Raw genomic sequence first — 26,169 nt, forward strand, 5'->3', positions numbered from 1 at the left:
CCAATCCACCACAATCCAATTAGTCCCGTTCAAGTTCTAAGCTGGTTGTAGTTGAATCTGGGTTTCAAAGGCAGTTACAAATGCCCTTGCTTTTTATCCTTTTATTTTCTTGAGTCAAATTCATATCGCAAACTAAACCAAATACCTCGAGGTGCACCCGGGGCAACAAAGTTTGTACTTAGCCAATCTCCTGAATTGTGGTTATAACCATCTGGGCCGATTGCACCATAAATCGAAGGCGAAAATGGGTTATGTCCTAAGCGACCTGCGCTGAAGTACTCTTTATCTAAAAGGTTGTTGATTAATAAAGAGGCAGTCCATTCTGTATTGATTTTGTAGCTGGTCTGAAAGTTGAAAACAAAATATCCATCTACTGTGCCTGGATTGCTCGTAGGTTGCCTGGCAACTGTTGTAGCTCCAATACCAGGAATGGTCAGTTGGCGATATCTTGTAACACCTTGGCGGTGTTCATTGTTTTCATTTCCCCGAACAAAACTTTCAGAATGTGCAACCGCACTTAAACCTACAGTCCATTTATCAGTAACTGCATAATTAATACTTGCATTTAAGTTATGGAGTGCTACTCCGGGCATGCGACTACCCGGTTTTACGCGAATAACCTCACCGTATTGGCCAAGTGAAAACGAACTACTGTTGTCACGACTAATCATCAAGAAGTCGTCTTCAAACGTAGCATCAGTCAATGCATAGTTTAGAGAAAAGCTAAATTTACTATAGATGCCTGAAATTCCAGTCTCTATTCCACGGCGCCTGGTTTTTCCTACTGTGTCAAAAAATCCTTGATTGTTTCCCACATTTACATAATAAATATCATCTTTAAGATCAGTTTGGTAAAGACCAAAATTCCATTTGATATTTTCATTGATTGTTCCACGTACCCCTATGTCATAGCTTGTAGATTTAATTTGTGGGAGATAAGGGTCTCCAGACATTGTAGTTGGCAAAGTACATTGTCTATTTTCTAATAAGCTCTTGGGAATTTCATATGAGCCACCTTGTCCATCAGAATAAAAAATTCCTGTAGGGCTATGATCTAATGCACAACCAAGCTCAACAACACTAGGAGTTCGTGTGCCTTTTGCTAAATTAACATATAAATTTAAATTTTCTTTTGCTTGCCAAGTTGCACCTAAGGATGGATTAAAAGAGTAGTAACTAAATTTTTCAGTTTCTGCAGAATTTAATTCATTGTATATTTGTGGAATTCGATATCCTGTTTCAATACCATCACAATTACCATTAGGGCATATATCGAATATCCATGGTAGTGATCCAACATCTCCAATACCGTAATTAGCTAATCCACGTCTTGCAGCAATTTTATTTTTTACTTGAGTTTCATTATAACGACCAGAGAAACTCAAATGTAATGATTCAATTGGTGTCCAGTTTTCACTGAAGTAAATACTTTTTGTGGTATTTGTTCCATCAAAATCATTATTGGCTAATGTAATATCAGCACCTGCAAACTGAGGGTTAGCTAAGTTTGGATCTAAAAATGCTTTGCGCTTAGCTGTAAGGAAACCTAATTGTTGAGTATTGGAATAGGAGGCATGAGCATCATCAATAGATGCTCCTATCATTAATTTATGCTTTTCAAAATTCCAGTTAAATTGAATAGATGCTCCATCGGTGATTTGATTAACTTGATTATCAGTAAACACTGCTGTAGGAGTGCCATCTACAACTCCAGGTTGTCCAAGACCAATACCATCCACTAGAATGGGATTTCCATTGGAATCAGTTTGTTCTAAACCAGAAGCTTGAGTTGTTAGACAACTTGATTCATTTGTGGCAGGTAAAACAAAATAATAATTTTTTGTAATATTACCGTTGGTATCTGTTGTGAAAAAGTAATTTTCAAATGTGGTTGATGCAACGCCTAATCCTCCGCTATCAATTGATGCATATGGGAAATTAAGATTTGCATTATAGATAGGTTCGTCAAAATAATTAGTTGATGTTGAACCTATTTCAGCAACATTAGGGATATCCCTGTTATATATAACATTTTCAGTAAAGTTTCTGAAAATTCTCGTTTGATCTCTCACTGCCGCTAGAAAATCTCCAGATAGTTCCGTGTTTATAAATGCTGAGTAATCATTAGGGTTAATGCCGTCACCATCTAGTAGGTCAGCAAAGAAGCTACTTGTAAATATATTATTAGTATTAGGATCATAGTTTTCTACTGGAATAACTATGTAGTCTGGCAATCCATAAGAATTATTACTATTGAATAAACATGTATAGTCAGACACTGATTTTTTATAGGATTTAAGCTCTTGGTCATAATCTGTAAATACATCAGCTCCTTTTTGACGTCTTTTGCTGTTTCTTCTGTATATCTGCCCGGTAATCGTGAAGTTATCATTGACGAAATAGCTACCTGAAAGCTGACCTTGCCAGAGGCGATTGTCGGTAGTGTCGGGAGATGTAAATACGCTATTGCGATCTTGCTTATACATTTCACTTGGCAATACACCATTGCCAACCAAATCATTCCAAATGACCAAGGTACTGAGGTTAAGGTCGAGTTTGTCTCCCCGATAGCTACCTTTTCCAAATACTTGATTCACTTTGCTAGGAGAGTTCTCGCGCCAGCCATCCTCCATAAATATATTGGCAGCAGCAAAACCAGCTATCGTCCCGTTATTCCAACCGCCTTCGGCCTGAAGTTGTTTTCTGCCATAGGAGCCGGTGAGAATTTCTGCATCAAAGCCGGTATTATTGAAGCCATCCTTGGTCTTAACGGTGAAAGCCCCTCCTAATGTATTCAAGCCAAAGATCGGGTTGGAGCCAGGAAATACATCAACAGTAGCAATTGCATTCATGGGAATCATGTCCCAGTTCACTACATCGCCAAAAGGTTCGTTGACGCGAATACCATCGAAAAATACTGATAAACCTTGCGGAGAACCAATCTGCGGCCCTGCCGTAAAGCCACGATACTGCACGTCCATCTGAAAGGGGTTGCCCTGATAGTCATTTACCGTGACGGATTGGAGCTTGCGGTTGAAGAGGTCTGCCATACTCAGAGAGTGGGCCTCCTTGATTTCTTTTGCTGTAATGCTCTGTACGTTGCCCGGGATTTCTTCTTTTGTGAGTCCTAATCCTGGCAAGGGACCAATTTCATAAAAACGCTTGGCACGTACTTCTACGGCATCTACTTGCTGAAAGTCGATCGCGGACTTTTCTGCTGCAGGCTTGATGACGGCATTGTCTTTGTCAATCGTGGATTCCAACCCGCTGCCTGCAAGCAGTAATCTAAGAGCTTCATCCGCTTTCATGCGGCCCTTAACGGCGGGAGCAGTCTTGCCTGTGGCAAGATTGCTGTCGAAGGCGACGCTGATGCCTGTGGTGCGGGCGAGTTGCTTGAGTGCGGCATCCAGCGGCTGGCTGGGGATGTCGATGTTGCTGGGCGCGAACGAGCCGGTGCTTGCATTGCTTTTTGGCAATGTGGTGTCGAGCTCGGCTGCATATGGCTGAAACGGCATGATTCCGACCATTGCCGTCAGCAGTACAGCGCTTTTATGGCTATAAACGCGGTGCAATGCATGTGATAGCTTCTTGAATTGTGGTTGTTCATGAAAAGTTCTCCCTCTCTTACTCATCCCTTACTCCATATGTGTATGTCTAATAATTTTTTATTCTTGTTTTTGTGATCGAATTTCTCGGCATTGAAGGCACGGCCTGACGCCAGGCGGATTTCTTCAAGTCGGATGAAGAGTGCAAGATTCGCCCTTCATGTTTGTTTAACCGTTGAGTTCGAGAAACCCTGACGGCATTTTTTTGAGAAAAACTGAAAATTGATTGCGGCGATTAATTATCTATTTAAAACAATAAGTTAATCGTAAGGGAGATTTTCCTGACTTTTTTGGGATTTTTGGAAGGGGGATTGGGAGTGTAAAAAACTGGTTTTATTTAGCAGCCGGCAGTGCGGCAAGAGGGATGTCGATTGAGGCGGCAGAGTTAGTATGAAAACCTTGCTATGTCGGGTTATAACTAGACATGAATAGGAATTCGCTTGGTTTTTTTAGCTTTCCAGCTAAACCTTGGTTGGAATATTGCCGTTTGCCTATAAGGAAAACGAGAGGGTGCCGAGCAATATGATGAAGAGCAGTGCGGTCAATGCGATCACCATACGGTACATGAGCTTGAAGATATCCAATTTAATTCTCCTGAAAAATCGGTCTTACTACCGATATAACCGTCAGGGAAACAAAACCCTGATGTCTGTGATGAAAATTCGGAAATATTTTTATGGCGACTTGAAAGTAGAGAGGGGCAGGTACCAATACATTCTCCGCTCATGCGTGATGATTTGTTCCGACCTATATCTTGCAAACGAGCGATGCCTGTATGAAACAGTGTCGCAAGATGCTATTGCTTACGGGAGGCTTGGGTTTTCTTTGGTGTCAGGAGGGTCATGTCGCCCTCCGTGGTGACCTTGACCGGAGCGATGACAGGCAACTCCTTGATGAAACGCTCTACATATTTAGACTGGATGACGGCAGTGATGCTGACGTCCTGTTGGGCGGCGAACTCGGCGCTGACCGGCAAAGTACGGTAGCGGGAAAGGGTTTCCGCGATTTCCTCCAGGCCGGCCTGGTCGAAGGTGATGGTGCCGTACTCAAAGCTGAAGGCATCCTCCGCTGAGCGTTGCAGGCGCTTGGCCTCGCCGTTGAGGTTGATTTCCGCCACTTCGTTGTCTCGCAGCGTCAAGACGTGCTCGGCATAGCGGTTGGGGGCGGTTTTTTCCGTGGTCAGATATTGCTGAGGCTCGATCCGCACCACGCCATGGTCGACGCTGATCCGCACTTTGCTGCTGAATCTGTTGACGGCAAACCGGGTGCCCAGCACGGTGATCCGTGCAAGGCCGCTGTCCACGACGAAGGGACGGTCCGGGTGCTTTGCGACATCGAAACTGGCTTCGCCGCGTTTCAGGATGACGCGGCGTTCTTTGCGGGTGTAGGTGACTTCAATATCGCTATTGGCATTGACCATGAGCTTGGTGCCGTCTTCCAGTACCTGGGAGCGGATCTGGCCGATTGCGGTGCTGGCTGCCATGTGCATGGTGGGCTGGTTCTGCCATGACTCGTAGCCGTAATAGCCGCTGATGCCGATGGCAGCAAAAAATATTACGCTCAGGGTCTGGGTGATGGCGGTGCGTATTTTTTTGCTGCGATCGGTCTTCTCGATGAAGATTTTCTGCTGCATGGCGCTTTCAAGATGCAGCAAACGGTCGGAGGAATCCAGGTCCTCCCATAAGGCGCATACTTCCTGATAGGCACGTTGGTGCGCAGGGTGGGAAAGCAGCCATTCCTCAAAACGGCTGCGCTCGGGATGTTCGGTGTCGGCATCCTGCATGATGACAAACCACTTGATGGCGGCTTGGCGTGCGTTCCGTTGTGCAGGGCTATGGCTCATTTTCTTGGTTGGCGGCGGCGCCTGCAAAGGCGCTACCTGGATATGGCTAATTGATCAGGTCTTTTGCTTCGAGCAAGTCTAGCATGGCGCGCATGATATGTTTCTGCACCATGTTGACGGAGATACCCAGTTTCTCGGCAATTTCCTGTTGGGCCAGGCCCTCGATACGGAACAGCACGAACACTTCCTTGCAGCGTGCGGGCATGTGGTCGATGATGTTGAGCAGGATGGAGAGCCTCTGCTGCATATCGAGCAGGTGTTCGGTGGAGGGCGCCACCGGCTGCTCCAGCTCATGGCTTGCGCCGATCTCTTCGTCCACCAAGGGCAGGAAGCGGGATTGGTCCTTGTAGCCATCGACCAGCAGGTTACGAACGATGGTGCGCAGGTAGGCATGAGGTTGTTCCATGCGCCCGGCATTGCTAGAGATGGCAAACCGGATCAGCGCATCATGCAGCACGTCGCAGGCGGTGCGACGGTAGCCGGTGTGACGGTAGATAGTAGGCAGCAAATCTGAGTAAGCCCAGTGTAAGTCGATACCATGCCATGTTGGAGTGAGTCTCATGCTGATCTACCCTACAAAAGATGACCTTGCGAGAATAGGTAGCAATAAACAGGCCTAGCGCGTCAGTTATTTGTAAGGATGTGATTTGTATAGCATTGCAGCAATATCTTGTTTTGTTTAAAGCGGATTTTGGTTGCAAATGTGGTGGCTGTTTGCAGCCAATTGGTTGTAAACAGCCAACTGGCTTTATCCGGGGGATGGCTTTTATCAACGGCGGCAACATTGCGCAAACAGGGCGTAAGCGGTGATAATCAGGCATGAGCCATCACTTTGAGTCCATTTCTTTCTGCGGGATGCAGCCAGGAAAGCGCCTGATCGTGCTGGGCGGCGTGCATGGCAACGAGCCATGCGGCACGCTGGCAATCCGCCGGGTGGTCGACCAATTGGAGAGCGGCACGCTCGGCATCGTCGAGGGTAGCGTGACATTCGTGCCGGTCTGCAACCCGCTGGCGCGTACGCAATACACCCGGGCAGGCGAGCGCAACCTCAATCGCAAGTTATTCCCAACAGACGATCCGCAGCAGTTTGAGGACCACGTGGCCAATTGGCTCTGCCCGTTGCTGGCGAGCCATGACGTATTGCTGGACCTGCATTCCTTCCATACTCCCGGTGAACCGTTTGCCATGCTGGGGCCCAAGAATAACCAGGGAAGCTTGGAGCCTTTCGAGCATGATGCCGAGGAAGAGTCGCTGGCCCGGCGGCTGGGCGTCAAGCTGTTCGTGGACGGCTGGCTGGATACTTATGCAAACGGCGTTGCCCACCGGCAAGCCCAGGCTGGGCAAGAAGACGCCGATGTGCGCTACGGCGTGGGCACCACGGAATATATGCGCTCGCAGGGCGGCTATGGTTTGACCCTGGAGTGCGGGCAGCATGAGGATGCTGCAGCGCCCGAAGTCGCGTACCGGGCGATCCTGAATACGTTGGCGTGGCTGGGATTGAGCGGCCAGCACAAGCCGCAGGAAACCCCGGACAGGAAAACCCTGCGCTTGTTCGAGGTCGTGGACAAGCATCATCCCGAAGACCGCTTGGCGAAGGAATGGCGCAGCTTCGAGCGCCTCGATGCGGGGACGTTGATCGGGACCCGCCATGACGGGGAGGAAATCCGGGCGGCAGAAACGGTGCACATCGTGTTTCCCAATCCCGGGGCCGAGCCGGGAAGCGAATGGTTCTACCTCGCCAAGGCGATCGACCGGGTTTGATATTGAACAACAATAGTATATGGATGGAGGTTAGGATGAATAAGTTTTCTATACTCGCTGCGAGCCTGCTGGGCATGGGCTTGCTGTTTTCCCAGGGCGCCGTGGCGGACTGGGCGTTGAACAACGAGGCGTCTGTCCTCAATTTTGTATCAGTCAAGAAAAACACCATTGGCGAGACGCACCGCTTCAACCAGCTGGCAGGCACGATCAGCCAGGACGGCGCCTTCAAGGCGACAATCAAGCTTGCCAGCGTGAACACCAATATCCCGATCCGGGATGAGCGCATGAAGACCATGCTGTTCGACCTCGCCAACTTCCCCCAGGCCGATATCACGGGGAATACCGTCAATGCATTCAAGGCGCCCGCTGCGGGCGAGGCCAAAATCGAGGCCGTGAAGCTGCAGCTTGCCATCAACGGCAAGAACATTCCACTGGAAGCCCGCTTGCGCGTGGTCGGCCTTGGCAAGCAGGGCTTGCTGGTCAGCACCATAGAGCCGCTATTGCTTGATGCCGCAGCGCTGGGGTATACCGAAGGAGTGGATAAGCTGCGCGAAGTGGCGCAGCTGCCTTCGATCAGCACGGTGGTGCCGGTGACGTTCAGCCTGGTGTTCGATCATAAGCACTAGCGCGGGTAATCAATTCTCCTGGCGTTGCGGCTCTGTCTTGTTATACCTTTATATTGCCTTTGACACAGCGCCTAGCCAGGATATTTTCATTGGGGTTCGTCAGTCTTTTCAATTCGGCATGACGGCCTGACATTAATCAAAGAGTGCGCTAACAGCAATAAGCCAGCAGACTGGCGAGGAGGTTTCCGATGGCAGATAGAAACATACTGGTGCAGAAAACCTGGCGGGCGTTGACCAGCCTGCCTTTTCTCATGGTGCTCGGGTTCTGGATATCCTATCTGCTGTTCGGCTACTTCGCCGTCAACCCGATTGCCCAGCGCTTGTTGCCGTGGATTGCCGAAAACAAGCTGGCGAGCCACTTAAAAGTAGAGCGGGTCGATTACGACCCCCTGCGGATTGCATTGACGGTAGATCAATTGCAATTGACGACGAAGGAAGGCGCTTCGCTGGCAGGGTTCGAGCGCCTGCATGCCGACCTCGAACTGAGCGGGCTGTTCCGTTTCGCATGGCGGCTCAAGGATATCCAGCTGAGCGCGCCGCATGTGAGCTTCGAGGTATTGCCCGGCGGCGAAAGCAACTGGGCGGCATTGATCGCCAAGCTCAATGAAAACCCGGAGGAAGAGAAGAGCGAAGGTATGGCGCGCTTGCTCGTGGATCATATCCTGATCGAGCGCGGGGATATCGAATACGTGGACCGCAACCGTCCCGAGGCCTTCCGGGCGGTGCTCGAGCCGTTGGGGCTGGAGCTGGATGGGTTTTCCACCTTGCCGGAAGACCTTGGCGATTACGCCATCCTGGCGAAATTGCCCGAACAGGGCGGCACGCTCAAATGGAAAGGCGAGCTCGGCCTCAACCCGGTCGTTTCCAGCGGCAAGGTCGAGCTGGAGGGACTGAAGCTGGCGAAGCTGCTCGAGGTATTGCCGCCCGATGCGTTGCCGGTCAAGCTGGAGGCAGGCCAGCTAAAGACGCGGCTGGATTACCAGTTCGCGCTGGTGCAGGACAAGCCTGAAGCCACCATCAATAATTTTAGCCTGGCGCTGGAGGATGCGGCCGCCGTCTTGCTGCAATCGCAAGCGCAGCAAGGTCGGCTTGAGCTGAAACAACTGTCGATCGAATTGCCGATCCTGCAGTTCAAGATGCAAGACCAGGCGCAGGTGCAGTTCGATGCGCTCAAGCTCGTGCTCGAAGGCATCCAGCTGGCTCAGCAGGGCAAGCCGTTGCTGGAGTTGCCTTCCGTGACCGTTACAGATGTCGCCCTTGACCTGCAGGCGCATAAACTGGATATCGGCAGTTTCAATATTGCGCAGGGCGAAGTGAACGCGGTGCGGCAACGGGATGGCAGTGTGAATTGGCAGCAATTGCATACAGCTTCGGAGCAATCCGAGGAGCCGCCTGCCGAAGTCGAGGCTGATGTTGGTACTGCAGACAATCCGTGGAATATCCACTTGAACCAGGCCAGCATCGACGGCCTCAAGCTGGACTACCTGGACGAAACCTTCAAGCAGCCCCTGCAAGTCGCCGTTGACAGCCTGTCGCTCAACCTCAAGTTCGCCAGCGAGCAAGGGCAAAGCAGAGTGGACGAATTGCAAAGTAATATCGGGCCGTTTTCCGTGCGCTCGGGCGCCAACGGCAAACCCGTTGCACGCCTGGAAAGCCTTTCCGTACAGGGTGGGCAGGTCGATCTCGGAGCGCGCAAGGCCGGCCTGGAGGCAGTGGTGTTGAAGGGGCTGGGCGCGGACGTACTGCGCGATGCCAAGCAGGTCAATTGGCAAGCGATCCTGGAGCCTGCCCAGCCATCCACGCCGCAGAAAAGCCAGCCCAAAGCGGCACAGGCCAAGCCTGTCACGGACGATGCTCCCTGGGCGTTCGACCTCAAGCGTTTTGCCGTCGAGGGCGCCGGCCTGCACTTCACCGACAAAAGCACGAAGAGCCCTGTGGCGCTGGATATTGAAAACGCCAGCCTGGAGGTCAAGGATGTGAGCCTCGACACCAAGCGGGCAGTGCCTGTAAGTCTCGCATTCAAGGTGAAGCAGGGCGGTAGCTTCAACGCCAGCGGCAAGCTGGCGCCGGAACCCATGCAGGGTGACATCAAGCTTAAGCTCGCGGATTTCTCGCTCAAGCCTTTTGCGCCATACGTCAACCAATTCGCCATGCTCAAGCTGAATAGCGGGGCGCTGAGCACGCAAGGGAACCTGAGCCTCAAGCAGGGCCAGAAGCTCGCGGTGCAGTACAAGGGAGGCTTCAGCGCCGACAAGCTGGACATTGTGGAAGAGGATACCGGGCAGGCGTTCCTGGGATGGCGCAGCCTATCCACAAATAATCTTAGGCTGGCATTGGCGCCCGATAGCCTGCGTATCGGCGAATTGAAGATAACCGAGCCGCGCGGCAAGTTCATCATTTACGAAGACCGTACGCTTAACGTCCAGCGTATCCTGCGCGAGCAGCCGGCAGATGCTTCAGCCCAGGCTGCGCCGCCGTCCAGTCAATCTACAAGCCAGCCCGCAGAACAGGGCGCAGACCCGCTCCCGGTCGCGGTTGAGCGTATCCGCATCGACAATGCCAACCTCGAATTCGCCGATCTCTCGCTCACGCCGCAATTCGGCACCCATATCAACACCTTGTCCGGCGTGATCAACGGCATGTCAACCAATCCAAGCACGACGGCCCAGGTGGAGTTGGACGGCAAGGTCGACGATTACGGCTCGGCGCGGATTCGCGGTTCCGTGCAGCCGTTCCAGGCAACGGAATTCACCGACCTCAAGCTGATATTCCGCAACCTGGAGATGAACCGCCTGACGCCGTATTCCGGCAAGTTCGCCGGGCGGCGGATAGACTCCGGCAAGCTGTCGGTCGATCTCGAATACAAGATCAAGAACCGCCAGCTCGCGGGAGAAAACAAGTTCGTCGTCAACAAGCTCAAGCTGGGAGAGAAGGTGGATAGCGAGGACGCGGTGAACCTGCCGCTGGACCTGGCGATCGCATTGCTGGAAGACAGCAGCGGCATTATCGACCTGGACTTGCCGGTGTCAGGCAGCCTGGACGACCCCGAATTCAGCTACGGCAAGGTGGTGTGGAAGGCGATCGTGAACGTGCTCGGCAAGCTGGTGACTTCGCCGTTCCGGGCGTTGGGCAACCTGCTCGGCATCAGTTCCGACAAGCTGGAGGCATTGGCGTTCGACCCCGGCAGCGCCGAGCTTGCGCCGCCGGAGCAGGAAAAACTCAAGGTGATCAGCGAGGCGTTGGCAAAGCGGCCAGCCCTGGTATTGCAGGTGGCTCCCGTGGTTGACGAAAAGGCGGACGGGCGTGCCTTGCAGGAGCAGTTCGTGCGCAACCAGGTCGCCGCCAAGATGGGCATCAAGTTGCAGCCTGGCGAAAAGCCGGGCCCGGTGGATACTTCAAACAGGAAGGCAAGGTCCGCGCTCGACAAGCTCGCCAAGGAGCAGCTCTCGCCGGAGGCATTGGATGCCGTCAAGGCGGAAAAGGATGAAGCGGTTTACTACGGCAAATTGCTGGATGCGTTGAACAAGCAGGCCAAGCTCGAGCCTTCATGGCTCGAAGCCTTGGGCAACGCGCGCCAGGAAGTGGTCCAGCGATACCTGCTCGAGACAGTGGCGCTCGATGCCGGCAAATTGCAGGTGAAGCCCTTGAACAAGCAGTCCAGCGATGACGGCGAGGTGAAGATGCCGCTGGAGTTGGGCGCGGCGCGGAGGGATTAGGCGGATCGCACTTCTGCGGCATATTGCGGTCATAAGGAGATACGGACTGTTGTACCTTTGAATACTTTGTAATATCAACCAGATGGAGATCATCATGAAAGTGGATATCTATAAAAGTGCGACCAGTAACAACAAGTACATCTCGGTCAGGGCAGGGGCCGATATTTCCAAGGTGGACGTGCCCGATCCGGATTATGCCAAGCTGATCCACCAGACCGCGGATGTGGAAGTGGACAAGGAACAGCGCCACTTGCACTATGATGCCGGCCTGATCATCAAGGATATCGAGCAACACGGCTATCACCTGCATCACGTGAAGCGGAATTTCAACTGATCAAACAAAAAGAGCGGTTAACCCGCTCTTTTTTTTATATTTTTCTGGCCTAAGGCCTACAAGCTCAAAGTTCGCCGAAGTCGGGACTTTGCATTTCCGTCTGCGCGAAGAAATGGCCTAGCTTGTCGCGCTTGGTCAGCAGGTATTGCAGGTTGTCCTGGTTGGGCTGGATCACCAGCGGAATACGCTCATTGATGGCCAGGCCGGCCTGTTGCAAACTGGAGACTTTCTCCGGGTTGTTGGTCATCAGGCGCAGGGAGTGCACGCCCAGGTCCTTGAGTATATCCACTGCGGCGGTATAGCTGCGCTGGTCGATCGGCAGGCCGAGGTGCAGGTTGGCGTCGACGGTATCCAGCCCCTGGTCCTGCAACGCATAGGCATGGATCTTGTTGGCAAGGCCGATGCCGCGCCCCTCGTGCCCCTTGAGGTAAAGCAGCACGCCCTGGCCGGCTTCCGCGATCATGCTCTGCGCCAATACCAGCTGTTCGCCGCAATCGCAACGGTTGGAGGAGAAGATGTCGCCCGTCAGGCATTCGGAATGCACGCGTACCAGCACGTTCTCATTGTTGAGCACATGGCCTGCCACCAGGGCGACATGCTCCTGGCCGGTTTGCACGTCGTGATAGACATGGATGATGAATTGACCGTACTTGGTGGGCAGGGTGGATGAAGAAATTTTACTGATCGTGCTCATATGGGTAATGCAATGGTTGAATGCTGCTGCGAAACGCAGACAGGCAGATTAAAGTAAATCTGCCCATGACGCCAGGGTTTGTTGCCGTTTTGTTGGGCGGTCTAGTATTGCGCCGGCTGGTTCCGGCATGTGGCGAATATCCTTGGACCTCCGTCATTTCAATGCGGAAATCGCGCCCATCTTGATCAGCCTCGCCCGCACGATATTGCGGCTTACGCTCAGGAGGCGCGCCGTCTGCACCTGGTTGTTGTGGCAATAATTCATGCATCATCTAAATATTATTTTTCAATAAGTTATATTTTAAAATTAAAGTAATAGCTTGCTGATGAAAAAGCAAGATGAGGAATGCCTGCTGGCCTGCCAGCAGGCGTCTATCGCAGAAATGCCAGCCATGTTTTGTTGGCAGGGGCGGTTTCTCAGGAAGGCTGCCATTCGCCGCCCAGCACCTTGAACAGGTTGATGCTGTTCGTCAGGGCCAATTGCTTGAGCTGGACTAGCTGTTGCTCCGAGTCGAACAGGCTGCGTTGCGCATCGAGCAATTCCAGGTAATTGGCAACGCCCTTGTCGTAACGGCGTATCGCCAGGCGCAAGCGTTCGCGGTCTGCATTGGCCACCCGCGTTTGCGAGGCGATCTGCGCCTCGATCTGCTCACGGCTTAGCAGCACATCCGAGACTTCGCTGAATGCGGTCTGGATCGCTTTTTCGTATTCCACGATGGTGATTTCCTTGCGCACGCGGGCAAGGTCAAGGTTGGATTGGTTGCGGCCATAGTTAAATATGGGCAGGGTCAGTTGCGGAGTGAAGGCCCAGGCCTTGTCGCTGCTGCCGGAGAATAGGTTGGTCAGGTGTTCATTGACCAGGCCGATATTGGTGGTGAGCTGGATGCGCGGGAAGAAAGCCGCCCTGGCCGCGCCGATGTTGGCATTGGCCGCCTTGAGCTTGTGTTCCGCCGCGCGGATGTCGGGACGCCTTTCCAACAGGCTGGAAGGCAGGCCTGCCGGCAAGGGGCTGAACTCCTGCTGGTCCAGCGACCCGTGCGCCGCCGCAAGGGCGAGTCCCGGCTGTCCGGCCAACAATTGCAGCGAGTTCACTGCCTGGGCATATTCGCGCTGCAAGGCGGCAATGCTGGCCTGGGCGGTTTCCAGCTGCATTTCCGCGGTCTTGAGGTCCAGAGCGTTGTCCAGGCCTGCCTGCTGGCGGCGCAGGATGCGCGAGTACGCCAGGTTGCGCGCGTTCTCGGTCTCCTTCGCCAGGGCCAGGCGCTCGGCCAGGGCGCGGACATTGATATAGGACGCGGCAACCTCGGCGATCAGGCTGGTGCGCGCGGTCTGCTGGGCTTCCTGCGTGGCGAAGTAGTCTTCCAGCGCGGCGGCGGCCAGGCTCTTGACCCTGCCGAAAAAGTCCAGCTCGAAGCCGCTGATGCCGACTCCCACGCGATACATATCGACATCGAAAGACTGGCCGCGGGCAAAGATCATCTTGCTGCGCTCGTAGCTCGCGGTGGCGTCGATGGAGGGCAGGCGGTCTGCGCGCTGGATGCCGTACTGGGACCGGGCTTCCTCGATGCGCAGTGCGGTGATGCGCAAGTCGCGGTTGTTGGCCAGCGCAATATTGATCAAGCGCTGCAGCTCGGGGTCGGTGAAATATTCCTGCCAGCTTGCGGGCTGTGATGCGGCCTCGCTCCCGGCTGCGGGATATTGCGCCGGGATCGGGGCTTCCGGCCTGCTGTATGGCGGATTGAGCGAGCAGGCGCCCAATAGCAGGCTGATGGCGACGGTGGCGGGTTTCAACGGAGTGTTCATGCAGGCTCCTGCACATGATGCTGCGAGCGCTTGATGTAGCGGCCGATCACGGCAAAAAACAAGGGGACGAGGAATATGGCGAGCAGGGTGGCGGTGATGATGCCGCCCAGCACGCTGGTGCCGATCGCAGACTGCGCGCCTGAGGCGGCGCCCGTTGCAATCGCCAGCGGCAACACCCCTACGCCGAAGGCCAGCGACGTCATCACGATAGGGCGCAAACGCAGGCGGGCAGCCTCCAGTGTCGCCTCGAGCAGGCCCATGCCGTCGGCATAGAGGTCCTTGGCGACTTCCACGATCAGGATCGCATTCTTGGCGGAAAGGCCGATGGTCGCGATCAGCCCGACCTTGAAGTAGATATCGTTGGGCATTTCGCGCAAGGTTACGCCCAGCAGCGCGCCGAGTACGCCCAATGGCACCACCAGGATTACGGCCAATGGGATCAGCCAGCTTTCATACAATGCCGCCAATGCAAGGAAGACGATCAGCACCGACAGGCCGAACAGCAAGGGCGCCTGTGCTCCCGAGCTTCGTTCCTCCAGCGATTGGCCGGACCAGTCGTAGCCGATGGTGCGGGGCAGGCTGCGCGCGATGTTTTCAATCGCCTGCATGGCGTCGCCGCTGCTGTAGCCGGGGGCGGCGCTGCCGTTGATGGTGAAGGATGGGTAGCCGTTGTAGCGCGTGAGCTGCGGCGGGCCGGATATCCATTCCAGATTCACGAGCGAGGACAAGGGCACCAGGTTGCCGTTGCTGCTGCGCACCCTGAGCTTGCGGATGTCCTCGAGCTCCAGCCTGTCCTTGCCGTCGGCCTGCATGACGACACGGCGCACCTGGTTGCCGTGCATGAAGTCGCCGATATAGTCGGAGCCGAACATGGAGGCGAGCGTGACGTTGATTTCATCCATGCTCACGCCCAGCGTCTCGGCCTTGCGCCGGTCTATATCCAGGCTCACCAGGGCTGCCTCGGGCAGGCCGGCGAACATGAGGTTGGTCAGCACCGGGCTCTGCATGCCTTGGGCCATCAGCTGGTCCTTGGCCGCCAGGAATGCCTGGTAGCCTGCCGAACCGCGGTCTTGCAGCCGCAGGTCAAAGCCATTGGAGGAGCCCAGCTCGGGCAGGGGCGGAGTGTTGATCGCGAAGACCATGGTGTTCTTCATGCCCATGAACTGCATGTTGACGCGGTCTACGATCGCCTTGACGTGATGCTCGGCATACTTGCGCTCTTTCCAGTCCTTGAGGGTGGCGAAGATCATGCCGCTGTTGGAGCCGGTGCCGTAGAAGCTGAAGCCGCCGACTTCGTAGACGTATTTCACCGGCTCGTTCTCGTTCAGGTAATGTGCGATTTGCGCCAATGTGCCCATGGTTTCATGCATGGTGGCGCCTGCAGGCAGCAATACCGTGATCATGAAATCGCCCTGGTCCTCGTCGGGCAGGAACGCCGTCGGCAGGCGCACGAACATGAAGGCCACGACCGCGATGATGGTTCCGTACACGAGCAACCAGCGCAGCGGGCGCTTGATGATGCCGGCGACGCGTTTCTGGTAACGGCCGGTGAGGGCGGCGAAGGCCCGGTTGAACCAGCCGAAGAAGCCGCGTTTTTCATGGTGATTCTGCGCAATCGGTTTCAGCAACGTAGCGCACAGGGCCGGGGTCAGCGAGAGCGCCAAAAATGCCGAGAATGCGATGGATACCGCCAGCGACATCGAGAACTGGCGGTAGATGTTGCCTACCGCGCCGCTGAAGAACGCCATAGGAACGAATACGGAAACCAGTACTACCGTAATGCCGATAATCGCGCCGCTGATCTGGCGCATGGCCTTGATCGTGGCATGGAAAGGGGAAAGGCCTTCCTCCGCCATGATGCGCTCGACGTTTTCCACCACCACAATGGCGTCGTCCACCACGATGCCGATCGCCAGCACCATGCCGAACATGGTCAGTACGTTGATGGAAAAGCCCGCCGCATACATCACGGCAAAGGTGCCCAGCAGCGCGATCGGCACCACGATGGTGGGGATCAAGGTGGCGCGCAGGTTCTGCATGAACAGGAACATGACCAGGAACACCAGCACGATGGCCTCGAACAAGGTGCTGACCACTTTCTCGATCGAGATTTCGACGAAGGCCGAGGTGTCGTAGGGAATCTGGTATTCCACGCCTGCCGGCAGGTAGCGCACCAGTTCGTCCATGGTGGCGCGGATGCGTTTGACCGTGGCGACGGCATTGGAGCCGGGCGCCATCTTGACGGCCATGCCGGCTGCATTGTTGCCATTGACCCGGGAGACGAAGGAGTAGTCGCTGCCGCCATATTCGACCCGCGCGACATCCTTGAGCAGGATGGCCGAGCCGTCGGCCTTGGTGCGCAGCGGGATGCGCTCGAAGTCTTCCGGCGTCGTTAGGGCGCTGTCGGAAATGACATTAGCGCTGATGGGCGCATGGTCGGGTACCGCCCGGTTCCCCAGGTCGCCCACCGTGACGCGGGCATTGTGGCTACGGATCGCGGAAGAGACATCGGAAGCCGTGAGGTTCATCGCCGTCAATTTGGCAGGGTCGGGCCAGATGCGCATCGCATATTCCGGGCTCCACAACTGCACCTTGCCGACGCCTTCCACCCGGCGCAGGGCCTGCAGCACATTGGCCGAGGCAAGCTCGCCCAGCTCGATCTCGGTCAGGCGGTTGCCTTCGGAAGTGAGGGAAACGATCAGTTGGATGCTGTCGGCGGATTTCTCGATGAAAATGCCGTTGCGGCGCACCACTTCCGGCAGGCGTGCCTCCACCGTCTTCAGGCGGTTCTGCACTTCCACCGCCGCCAGGTCCGCGTTGGTGCCCTGGCGGAAAGTCAGGCTGAGGGAGGCGGTGCCCGGGCTGCTGGTTGCTGAAATGTACATCAGGCCGGGGGCGCCATTCATCTCGCGTTCGATGATGGCGGTGACCGATTCCTCGATGACTTTTGCCGAAGCGCCGGGATAGCTGGCGGCAATATTCACCACGGGCGGTGCAATGTCGGGGTATTGCGCGATAGGCAATCCGCGGATGGCCAGCAGGCCAGCCAGGATGATCAGCAGGGAAATCACCCAGGCGAAGACCGGGCGTTCAATAAAAAATCGAGCCATGAACTCTCAATCCATCAGTAATTAAGGCCGGTCGGCGGTTTTTTCGCCGTCACGCACCTTGACCTTGGTGCCGGGCGCCATCATGGCCGGGTTGGTGACGATCACGCGCTCGCCGCCCTTGAGGCCGCTGGTGATGACCCAAAGTCCGTCCAGCATCGCAGGCGCTTGGACGGGGATGGCTTGCACTTGCTCCTGCTCGTCCACGACCATGACGGTGCTCGACTCCGCCGTGCGGATCAGGGCGTCGCGCGGCACGAGGACGGATGAAGGGTTTTCTGCCTGTTTCAGTTTGACCTGCACATAGGCGCCCGGCAGCAATTCGCGCTCCGGGTTGATGAACAAGGCGCGCATGGCCACGGTATCGGTATTGCTGTCCACAGCCAGGTCGGAGAAGAACAGCTTGCCGGGGTGCGCATATTCAGACCCGTCCGGGAATACCAGTTTCACCTCGATGCTGTTTTGCGCCATGCCTTTCATCTTGCCGCTCTTGATGGCGCGCTGCAGCGCCATGACTTCTGTCGCCGGCTGTGAGAAATTGACGTAGATCGGGTCGATCTGCTCAACCGTGGTGAGGGGAGTGGGGGAGTCAAGCCCCACTAGGGCTCCTTCGGTGACCATGGCCCGGCGCGCGCGCCCGTCGATCGGGGAGGCGACCCTGGCGTACCCAAGATCCAACTTGGCCTTGTCCAGTTGCGCCTTGGCTGTCAGCACTTGCGCCTTGGCCTGCAATTCCTCTGCCGCTGCCGCCTGGTAGTCGCGCTCGCTCACGGAGTGGTCGCTGGCAAGGTCGCGGTAGCGTTCGAGTTTGTCCAGCGCATTGCGGTGGTTGGCTTCCGCGCTTGCCAGAGTGCCGGCCGCCTGGTCGCGTGCGGCAGTCAATAGCTCGGGGTTGATCAGGAACAAGGGCGTGCCTTTCTTCACCTCCTGGCCTTCCTGGTATAAGCGCTCGGTGACGATGCCCGCAACGCGCGCGCGTACTTCCGCCTGGCGATAGGCCTCCAAACGGCCGGGTACGGAGGCTTCGATAGGTGTCGCAGCGACGCGGGTGACGTACACTTCGACTTCCGGAATATCAGCATTTTCTGCTTGTTGTTCCTGGCTGCATGCGGTGAGGCCAAGCATGAATGACGCGAGCAGCCATGGCGTGCTGCGTCCAAATAATCCTGATGACATAGGCGTGCTCAATGAAGAGTAAGATGGAATGGTAGCTGGAATTGATTCAGCGTTTAAATTTTCATGCACTATATCATAATCAATCATGACTGATTAATTAAATTTTGGTTATAATGCCGGAATGCATAGCTAGTGTTAAATGGAGTGCCTGTGGCTAGAAAAACGAAAGAAGACTCCCTGCGGACGCGCTCCAGCATTCTGGATGCCGCCGAGCGCGTCATTCTCGAGCGCGGCATCAGTTACGCCACCATGTCCGATATCGCCGATGCGGCGGGTGTATCGCGCGGAGCGGTCTATGGGCATTTCGAAAACAAGATCGAACTGGCGATCGCCATGTGCGAGCGCGCATTCGCCTTGGCTGCGACGCCGGAGCGCAAGCCTGCGCTCTCCGCACTGGAAACGCTTTACCAGGAGGGCATGTATTTCCTCAAGCTCTGCGGCGAACCAGGCTCGGTGCAGCGCGTATTGCAGATTCTCTACGTGCAGTGCGATACCAACGAGGACAACCTGCCTCTGCTGGAAATCCGCGACCGGTGGGAGATACAGTGCCGTGCGGATACGGAGAAACTGATCCGCGAAGCGGTTGCCAGCGGCGAGTTGCCCGAGGACATCGACGTCAATCTTGCCAATCTCTACCTGTTCTCTCTGTTCGACGGCATCTACAGCACCTTGTTCTGGGCCAACCGCGTCAAGCAGGATCGCTGGCAAGTGGCCGAGGCGCTTTACCGCGCCGGTTTTGTCGCCTTCAAGACGGCGCAGGAGCTGCGCAAGAAGGCTACGGGCTAACCTGCGCCGTAGAGATGCTTGTAAAGAATCAGGCTGCCGATCCCGATCAGGATCAGCCCGCCGAGGATCTCCACCGTGTGCTTTGAGGCCGAGCCGAGCACACGGCCCAGCATGACGCCCGCGCTTACCATGATGCAGGTCACGATGCCGATGGCAAACGCCACCGGCACGATGTCGACATCCAGGAAGGCCAGGCTGACGCCTACGCTCATCGCATCGATGCTGGTGCCCAATGCCGTCATCGCGAGCAGTATGAAGGAATGGCTGCGGGGCTTCTCGATCACTTCGCCCTCGGGCTTCAGGCCCGACCAGATCATGCGTATACCCAGGATGGAAAGGATGCTGAAGGCGATCCAGTGATCCCAGGCCGTGACGTAGTCCGCGGCCACGCGTCCCAGGCTCCAGCCGACCAACGGAGTAATCGCCTCGATGACGCCAAAAATCAGGCCTGTGCGCAAAGCCTCCAGCAGGCGCGGCCGATGCAGCATCGCACCCTTGCCGATTGCAGCGGCAAACGCATCGGCCGACATGGCCAATGCCAGAAAAAGGATAGAAACGATATTCATGGATTCATTGCGTGGGGTTGGGCGCGATCAAATGGCCGCCAGACCGCCCAACCGGAACGTACTGGCATCCATTAGTCTCGCCAACCAGAATGGCTACCCGCACCACGACAGAAGCCGATTATGTTGATGCGGGCGCTTCGGAAAGAAGCAGGCTACTCCCTAAAGATAAGCGCATTTTACTATAAATCATCCAGGCTGACGAAGCTTTGCAGGCTTTTGTCCCGGGCTTCAGATGCCGCGCATGAGTCTGCCCGCGCGATTCCGGCCTGGATTGCATATGTGGCCGAAACCGTTCCGAGGCTGATGTGGATTGCGCTCTGAAACGCCAAATAGCTTAGCTTTTCTTTTTGCGCTCGGAACGCGCCTGTATCTGCCTGGCGATCCATTTCATCGGCGTATTGAGCTTATCGACGCCATAGTATTGCTTGAGAAAATACAAGCGGGTCGTGCGGCTAAGGTGCATGAGGTCGCGATTGAGCGTGGCGAGGTCCTGCAAGGTGCGTAGCACCGGTAGCAGCTTGATTCGCGCCTTCTCCAAATCGATCAGCATGCTCTCGAAATTGCCGCCGGATGTTTCCTTGACGAAAATATGCTTGGGGTAGAGGGCGCGGTGCTGGAAGCGCGCCGAATGCAGCTTTGCCACCGTATGCGCGACCGATGCAACGAGTTTGCGCTGCCTGGCGACGCTGACGTTTGCATTGAAAATCTCGGCAGCGAACCGGTCCAGCGGGGAAAAGCCGACCAGTTCGGCGGTGAGCAGCACGGCATCGACGTCGTTTCCCTCCTTTTTCTCGGAGAAGAACAGCGGTGCCGGCACCGGAACGCCTCGCCGGGAAAGCTGGAGCAGGTTCTGGTATTCGCAGTAAAAGGTAGATACGCCATGCCACGGGTGGCGCCATGTCCTGCGCATGAAGTTATGCTGACGCTTGAGGAAGGCGTAAAACGGCGCGTTTCCACCCGCATTGCTGAATGGGATGCGGCTGACGCCGCTCCATCCCTGGCGGTGTTGGTTGGGCGCCTCGAACCATTCTCCAGCATAGTTCCAGAGGGATTCGAAATCCAGTTCGGGAGTAGCGGCACGCTTGCGGTATGGCATAAGTGGCTAATTGGTGTTGTCATCAATATTTCATCAATGATACTTATAAATGTAGTAAATCAGTGCTAGGAAGGGGAGCGGGAAGTGAAGTTTTTTGTGAAAAATGCAACTATGCTGACATAAATACAACAGTTATAGACGGCGCGTATTGAACATGTTTCATTTTTCGTTGGAATTGATGCTGAGCTTGATTGTGTTTGCGACGGTGTCCTCGATTACGCCAGGCCCGAATAACCTGATGATCATGTCATCGGGCTTGAACTACGGCTTCAGGCGGTCGTTACCGCATCTGCTGGGCATCAGCATCGGGTTCGGCCTGATGGTCTTGCTCATCGGTTTGGGCGCGCAAAGCCTGTTCGAGCGTTATCCTTTCCTGCATGCATTGATGAAGTATGTGGGCGCTACTTACCTCTGCTGGCTTGCGCTCAAGATTGCGACGGCTCCAACGGCTGAGGTGAACGGCACGACAAAAACACTGGGAAAACCATTCAGTTTTCTGCAGGCCGCTGCGTTTCAGTGGGTCAATCCTAAAGCATGGGTCATGGCCGTCGCTGCATTGACTGCGTATTTGCCGCATCCATCGAGCATGGCTGATGTCGCGGCCTTGAGCGTGGTGTTCATGCTAGTGAACTTCCCTTGCGTTGGCGCATGGGCTGGATTCGGCGTGGGGCTGCGCCGCATCCTTTCCCAGCCAGGCAGGATGCGGACGTTCAACTGGGCCACTGCGCTGCTCTTACTTGCGTCGATTTATCCTATCCTGGCCAGCTAAAGGCCATGGAGATGCGATACGTAGTAGAAGAGGACGGGGCTGAGCAAAAGGTTCATGATGCTCAGGAAGTCCGTCGCCTGGTGCAAGCGCAACAGGTGATGGTGGCGTTTGAGGAAACGTAGCCGGAAATGGCTTTTGTCTTCCTTTTTTAACGATTTGATATCAAAGATGTAGCGGTCGGTGATGAAATTCATGCCCATGGAAACCGCCGTGCACAAGATCATGAAACCTAAACCCGTGAAAAACACATACGGATCGGCGGCGATATCCGTCATGAATAAAGCGAGCATCGGAAAAACATAGCCAACAAGCAACACGAAGAAGCTTGAATAAACATATCGCCTGGCCAGGGCACTGTATTCACTCATCTGGGGGGGGGGAGGTCAATGGCAATGCGTGAATATATCATTTCAAGCACGTTCACGGACGTGCTCGAGAGAGATATTTAAGCTCGGCATTAAGAGCGCGGTTGACAAAACTGTTGCTCTACCTTGCCGTGCCATTTGCGCCGCCTGCGGCAGACCGCCTAGCCAGCATCGCTTCACAGCGTTTTGTCAGTTGCTCTACGCAGGTTAGCCTGGCTGAATAATGACGCCCCCCAAGGGCGGAATGGTGACCACGAGGGATTGCGGGTGACCCATCCATGGCTGTGCTTCGGTCTGCAGGCCGTTGCCGTTGCCCTGGTTGCTTCCACCGTAATATTCGGCATCGCTATTGAAGATTTCCCGGTAATGCCTGGCCTGGGGTACGCCGACACGGTAGCCGCTGCGCAGAACAGGAGTGAAGTTGAGCAGCACCAGCACAAAACTGCCGTCCCGCGCCCGGCGCAAGTAGTTGATGATGGATTGGTCGCTATCGCTGCAGTCCACCCATTCGAACCCGTGGGAATCGAAATCGAGGTCATGCAGGGCAGGCAGTTGGCGGTACAGGTTGGATAAGTCCCGGTTCAGGCGCTGCACGCCCTGGTGCCAGTGCGAATCAAGCAGTTGCCAATCCAGGCTGCTGTTGACGTTCCATTCGCGTCCCTGGGCCAGTTCGTTGCCCATGAAGTTGAGCTTCTTGCCGGAAAGCGTCATTTGGTAAGTGACGAGCAGGCGCAGATTGGCGAACTTCTGCCAGGTATCCCCTGGCATCTTGTCCAGCAGGGACCGCTTGCCATGAACGACCTCATCGTGCGAGAAGGGCAGGACGAAGTTCTCACTATAGGCATAGAGCTGGCCGAACGTCAGTTTGTCGTGGTGGAAGCGCCGGTGGATGGGATCGTGCTCCATATAGGAGAGCGTGTCATTCATCCATCCCATGTTCCATTTCATGGAAAAGCCCAGCCCGCCAAGGTAAACAGGGCGTGAAATCATGGGCCAGGAAGTCGACTCTTCCGCCACCGTCAATGCGCCCGGGAAATCCTCATGCACCATGATGTTGAGCTGTTTGAGGAAATCGATGGCTTCCAGGTTCTCACGCCCGCCATGCCGGTTCGGCAGCCATTCGCCTGCCTTGCGGGAGTAGTCGAGGTAGAGCATGGACGCCACGGCGTCCACCCGCAGCCCGTCAATATGGAACTCCGCCAGCCAGTAATGCGCGCTGGCCAGCAGGAAGTTGCGCACCTCGTTGCGGCCATAGTTGAAGATGTATGTGCCCCAGTCCTGGTGTTCGCCCAGCCGCGGATCCTCGTGCTCGAACAGTGCCGAGCCGTCGAAACGCGCCAATGCCCAATCGTCCTTGGGGAAGTGGCCCGGAACCCAATCCAGGAGGACGCCGATGCCGGACTGGTGGCAATGGTCGATGAGGTAGCGCAGGTCATCCGGGCTGCCGAACCGGTTGGTGACGGCGAAATATCCCGTTGTCTGGTAGCCCCATGATTCATTGAGCGGGTGCTCGGAAATGGGCAGCAACTCGATATGGGTGTAGCCCATTTCCTGCACGTAGGGCACGAGTTGGTGTGCGAGCTCGCGATAGGTCAGGAATTCGCCATCAGCATTGCGGCGCCATGAGCCAAGGTGGACCTCGTAGCAATTGAAGGGCGCATGCAGCCAGTCGGCCTGGGCGCGTTTCTCCAGCCATTGCGCATCCTGCCAGGCGTAATGGCCGTTTGCCGTGACTTTGGCTGCCGTGCCGGGCCGTTGTTCAAAGCTGAAGCCATAGGGGTCGGTCTTGGTCAGGATCTGGCCGCTGTGGCGGTTGCGGATCTCGAACTTGTAAAGGTCGCTGCTGGTCAGCCCGGGGATGAAGATTTCCCATACGCCGCTGCTGCCGTGCACGCGCATCTGGTGTATGCGGCCATCCCAGTGGTTGAAGCTGCCGACAACGCTGACGCGTTCCGCGTTGGGCGCCCATACCACGAAGCGCACCCCGTGCACGCCTTGTTGTTCGCAAAGATGGGCCCCGAAAGTGCGATAAGCCTGTTTCAGCCTGCCTTCGCCGAACAGGTACAGCTCATCCGGCGACAGGGCGGTCCAGAATGAGTAGGCGTCATAGGTTTCCCGGCTGCGTCCTTCTTCCTCCAGCCTGATGCGGCATGGCACAGGAGGCGGCGTGCCGCCTTGCCATTCGAACAGGCCGGCCTCGTGGCTGCGCTGCAGCGGTTCCCAGCCGGTTGCGGTCTGCAGCCAGGCTTTTTCTGCGAACGGCTGGAATATGCGCTGGACGTACTGCTTGCCGTCCTGGTGCAGGCCAAGATACGCGAAAGGATCATGATGGCGGGCATTGAGGATGTGAGTGAATTGAGGGTCTTGCTTTGGTTTCGTCAAAATAAGTTCCCAGTGTTCTGTAGATGGTAAGTTCCCGAACAACTAGGCGGGAAGCGCTTTTCCAGTCAATTGCCTATAGCTTAGTAGGAAACTTCGTGCCTATAATGGTTCTACAGAGTAAGACTATTGCGAATAGGCCCGGTTCGCACTCTGTTGTTACAAGATATATGACCAAACTATAAATCAGGAGGGGCAAAAATGCAGCAGCATGAATTGAGTTCTTCTCGTTTTGTCAGCACCTTGACCAAGAATACGGTAGCCCTCATCCTCGCCGGAGGCAAAGGCAGCCGCCTCAGGGACTTGACCAACTGGACGGCCAAGCCGGCAGTGCCGTTCGGCGGCAAATTCCGCATCATTGATTTCCCGTTATCCAACTGCATCAATTCCGGCGTACGCCGCATCGGGGTGGTCACCCAGTACAAGGCGCACACGCTGATCCAACATATCCAACGCGGCTGGGGCTTCCTGCGCGGCGAGTTCAACGAGTTCGTCGAGCTGCTGCCGGCGCAGCAGCGCATACAGGAGGAATGGTACAAGGGAACCGCCGACGCCGTGTTCCAGAACCTGGATATTCTGCGCCAGACCAGCGCCGAATTTGTCCTGATCCTTGCCGGCGACCATGTCTACAAGATGGATTACGGCCAGATGTTGGCCGCCCATGTGCGCAACAAGGCGGACATGACCGTTGCCTGCATCAACGTCCCGCTCAAGGAGGCCAGCGCCTTCGGCGTCATGGGCGTGGACGAGAACGACAGGGTGGTGGACTTCGAGGAAAAGCCCGCCAACCCGACCAGCCTGCCGGAAGATCCCGACCATGCGCTGGCGAGTATGGGGATCTATGTATTCAACGCGGCTTTTCTTTACGAGCAGTTGATCCGCGACGCGGATGATCCAAAGTCCGCGCACGATTTCGGGCATGACATCATTCCCTACCTGATCAAGAAGTACCGCGTGTACGCCCATCGCTTCACCGACAGCTGCGTAGGCGCGGCCGACGGCAACTATTACTGGCGGGACGTTGGTACGGTAGATGCTTATTGGGAAGCGAACATGGAGTTGACCAAGGTCGTCCCCGAGCTGAACCTCTATGACAGGCAATGGCCGATCTGGACTTACCAGGAGCAACTGCCGCCCGCCAAGTTCGTATTCGACAATGAGGAGCGCCGCGGGCAGGCGACAGATTCGCTGATTTCGGGCGGTTGCATCGTCAGCGGGGCCAGCGTCAGAAACTCCGTGCTGTTTTCAGATGTCAGGGTGAATAGCTACAGCAGCATCGAGCAGTCCGTGATCCTGCCCAAGGTCGATATCGGACGGCATGTGACATTGCGGCGCGTCGTGGTGGATAACGGTGCACGCATACCGGACGGCATGGAGATAGGCGTCAACCTGGAGCTGGACCGCAAGCGCTTTCATGTCTCGGAGCAAGGCGTGGTGCTAGTGACGCCCGACATGCTGGGGCAGAACCTGCACTATATACGCTGACTTTCAACCCGGCGCAGATCGGGCAGCATGATCAACGCTTTATTCAGGTAAAGGTAGAT

At 55.5% G+C, this 26,169-nt stretch carries 18 protein-coding genes; 7 read left to right on the forward strand and 11 right to left on the reverse strand.

Annotated elements, in window-relative coordinates:
• Positions 1-101: 101 nt before the first annotated feature.
• The 3 genes from ACJSDX_RS11315 to ACJSDX_RS11325 all read right to left on the reverse strand — a co-directional run bounded on the left by ACJSDX_RS11315 (position 102) and on the right by ACJSDX_RS11325 (position 6,010).
• A complete protein-coding gene (locus tag ACJSDX_RS11315; protein ID WP_407994773.1) occupies positions 102-3,632 on the reverse strand; it encodes a TonB-dependent receptor in 3,531 nt (1,176 codons plus the stop codon).
• A 769-nt stretch (positions 3,633-4,401) separates the two neighbouring features.
• Positions 4,402-5,448: a FecR family protein gene (locus ACJSDX_RS11320; RefSeq protein WP_407994774.1), complete on the reverse strand. Its 1,047-nt coding sequence runs from the start codon at positions 5,446-5,448 to the stop codon at positions 4,402-4,404.
• Between the two features lie 46 nt (positions 5,449-5,494).
• Positions 5,495-6,010: an RNA polymerase sigma factor gene (locus ACJSDX_RS11325; RefSeq protein ID WP_407994775.1), complete on the reverse strand. Its 516-nt coding sequence runs from the start codon at positions 6,008-6,010 to the stop codon at positions 5,495-5,497.
• A 257-nt stretch (positions 6,011-6,267) separates the two neighbouring features.
• On the opposite strand from ACJSDX_RS11325, the gene ACJSDX_RS11330 reads away from it, so the two are divergent.
• From ACJSDX_RS11330 to ACJSDX_RS11345, 4 genes are all read left to right on the forward strand, one after another.
• Positions 6,268-7,209, forward strand: coding sequence for a M14 family metallopeptidase (locus ACJSDX_RS11330; RefSeq protein WP_407994776.1), 942 nt, complete (start codon positions 6,268-6,270; stop codon positions 7,207-7,209).
• A 35-nt stretch (positions 7,210-7,244) separates the two neighbouring features.
• Positions 7,245-7,835, forward strand: coding sequence for a YceI family protein (locus tag ACJSDX_RS11335; RefSeq protein ID WP_407994777.1), 591 nt, complete (start codon positions 7,245-7,247; stop codon positions 7,833-7,835).
• Between the two features lie 188 nt (positions 7,836-8,023).
• The gene (locus tag ACJSDX_RS11340; RefSeq protein WP_407994778.1) at positions 8,024-11,551 is read left to right on the forward strand and encodes a DUF748 domain-containing protein; all 3,528 of its coding nucleotides are present in this window, start codon (positions 8,024-8,026) and stop codon (positions 11,549-11,551) included.
• Between the two features lie 94 nt (positions 11,552-11,645).
• Complete coding sequence (locus ACJSDX_RS11345; protein WP_309565186.1) at positions 11,646-11,885, forward strand: hypothetical protein; 240 nt, start codon at positions 11,646-11,648, stop codon at positions 11,883-11,885.
• Between the two features lie 64 nt (positions 11,886-11,949).
• Here ACJSDX_RS11345 and ribA read toward each other — a convergent pair whose 3' ends face one another.
• The 4 genes from ribA to ACJSDX_RS11365 form a co-directional block, all read right to left on the reverse strand.
• Positions 11,950-12,579: a GTP cyclohydrolase II gene (ribA, locus tag ACJSDX_RS11350; protein WP_407994779.1), complete on the reverse strand. Its 630-nt coding sequence runs from the start codon at positions 12,577-12,579 to the stop codon at positions 11,950-11,952.
• 416 nt (positions 12,580-12,995) lie between these two features.
• Positions 12,996-14,381: an efflux transporter outer membrane subunit gene (locus ACJSDX_RS11355; RefSeq protein ID WP_407994780.1), complete on the reverse strand. Its 1,386-nt coding sequence runs from the start codon at positions 14,379-14,381 to the stop codon at positions 12,996-12,998.
• The gene (locus ACJSDX_RS11360; RefSeq protein ID WP_407994781.1) at positions 14,378-17,491 is read right to left on the reverse strand and encodes a multidrug efflux RND transporter permease subunit; all 3,114 of its coding nucleotides are present in this window, start codon (positions 17,489-17,491) and stop codon (positions 14,378-14,380) included. Before ACJSDX_RS11360 ends, ACJSDX_RS11355 begins: the two co-directional genes overlap by 4 nt.
• A 21-nt stretch (positions 17,492-17,512) precedes the next feature.
• Entirely contained in the window at positions 17,513-18,664 is a 1,152-nt protein-coding gene (locus ACJSDX_RS11365) for a MexX/AxyX family multidrug efflux RND transporter periplasmic adaptor subunit (RefSeq protein ID WP_407994782.1), read from the reverse strand.
• Positions 18,665-18,814: 150 nt separating this feature from the next.
• On the opposite strand from ACJSDX_RS11365, the gene ACJSDX_RS11370 reads away from it, so the two are divergent.
• Positions 18,815-19,450, forward strand: a complete 636-nt coding sequence (locus ACJSDX_RS11370) for a TetR family transcriptional regulator (RefSeq protein ID WP_407994783.1) — start codon at positions 18,815-18,817, stop codon at positions 19,448-19,450.
• Here ACJSDX_RS11370 and ACJSDX_RS11375 read toward each other — a convergent pair.
• Together ACJSDX_RS11375 and ACJSDX_RS11380 are read right to left on the reverse strand one after the other, a co-directional pair.
• Entirely contained in the window at positions 19,447-20,016 is a 570-nt protein-coding gene (locus ACJSDX_RS11375) for a manganese efflux pump MntP (protein WP_407994784.1), read from the reverse strand. The two genes, ACJSDX_RS11370 and ACJSDX_RS11375, sit on opposite strands and share 4 nt — an antisense overlap.
• Positions 20,017-20,350: 334 nt before the next feature.
• Positions 20,351-21,112 (reverse strand): lipopolysaccharide kinase InaA family protein, encoded by a 762-nt coding sequence (locus tag ACJSDX_RS11380; RefSeq protein ID WP_407994785.1) that lies wholly within the window; start codon positions 21,110-21,112, stop codon positions 20,351-20,353.
• Between the two features lie 178 nt (positions 21,113-21,290).
• Here ACJSDX_RS11380 and ACJSDX_RS11385 point away from each other — a divergent pair, with 178 nt between their 5' ends.
• Positions 21,291-21,881 carry a LysE family translocator gene (locus tag ACJSDX_RS11385; protein ID WP_407994786.1) on the forward strand — a complete coding sequence of 197 codons (591 nt, stop codon included), beginning with the start codon at positions 21,291-21,293 and terminating at the stop codon, positions 21,879-21,881.
• On the opposite strand, the gene ACJSDX_RS11390 is transcribed toward ACJSDX_RS11385, so the two are convergent.
• Together ACJSDX_RS11390 and glgB are read right to left on the reverse strand one after the other, a co-directional pair.
• A complete protein-coding gene (locus tag ACJSDX_RS11390) occupies positions 21,878-22,249 on the reverse strand; it encodes a hypothetical protein (protein WP_407994787.1) in 372 nt (123 codons plus the stop codon). The two genes, ACJSDX_RS11385 and ACJSDX_RS11390, sit on opposite strands and share 4 nt — an antisense overlap.
• A 204-nt stretch (positions 22,250-22,453) precedes the next feature.
• A complete protein-coding gene (glgB, locus tag ACJSDX_RS11395) occupies positions 22,454-24,631 on the reverse strand; it encodes a 1,4-alpha-glucan branching protein GlgB (RefSeq protein WP_407995000.1) in 2,178 nt (725 codons plus the stop codon).
• 195 nt (positions 24,632-24,826) lie between these two features.
• Here glgB and glgC point away from each other — a divergent pair, with 195 nt between their 5' ends.
• Positions 24,827-26,110, forward strand: a complete 1,284-nt coding sequence (glgC, locus tag ACJSDX_RS11400) for a glucose-1-phosphate adenylyltransferase (protein ID WP_407994788.1) — start codon at positions 24,827-24,829, stop codon at positions 26,108-26,110.
• Positions 26,111-26,169: the final 59 nt, after the last annotated feature.

This window comes from Methylobacillus draconifructus (assembly GCF_045984355.1).
Taxonomy (GTDB): Bacteria; Pseudomonadota; Gammaproteobacteria; order Burkholderiales; family Methylophilaceae; genus Methylobacillus; species Methylobacillus flagellatus_A.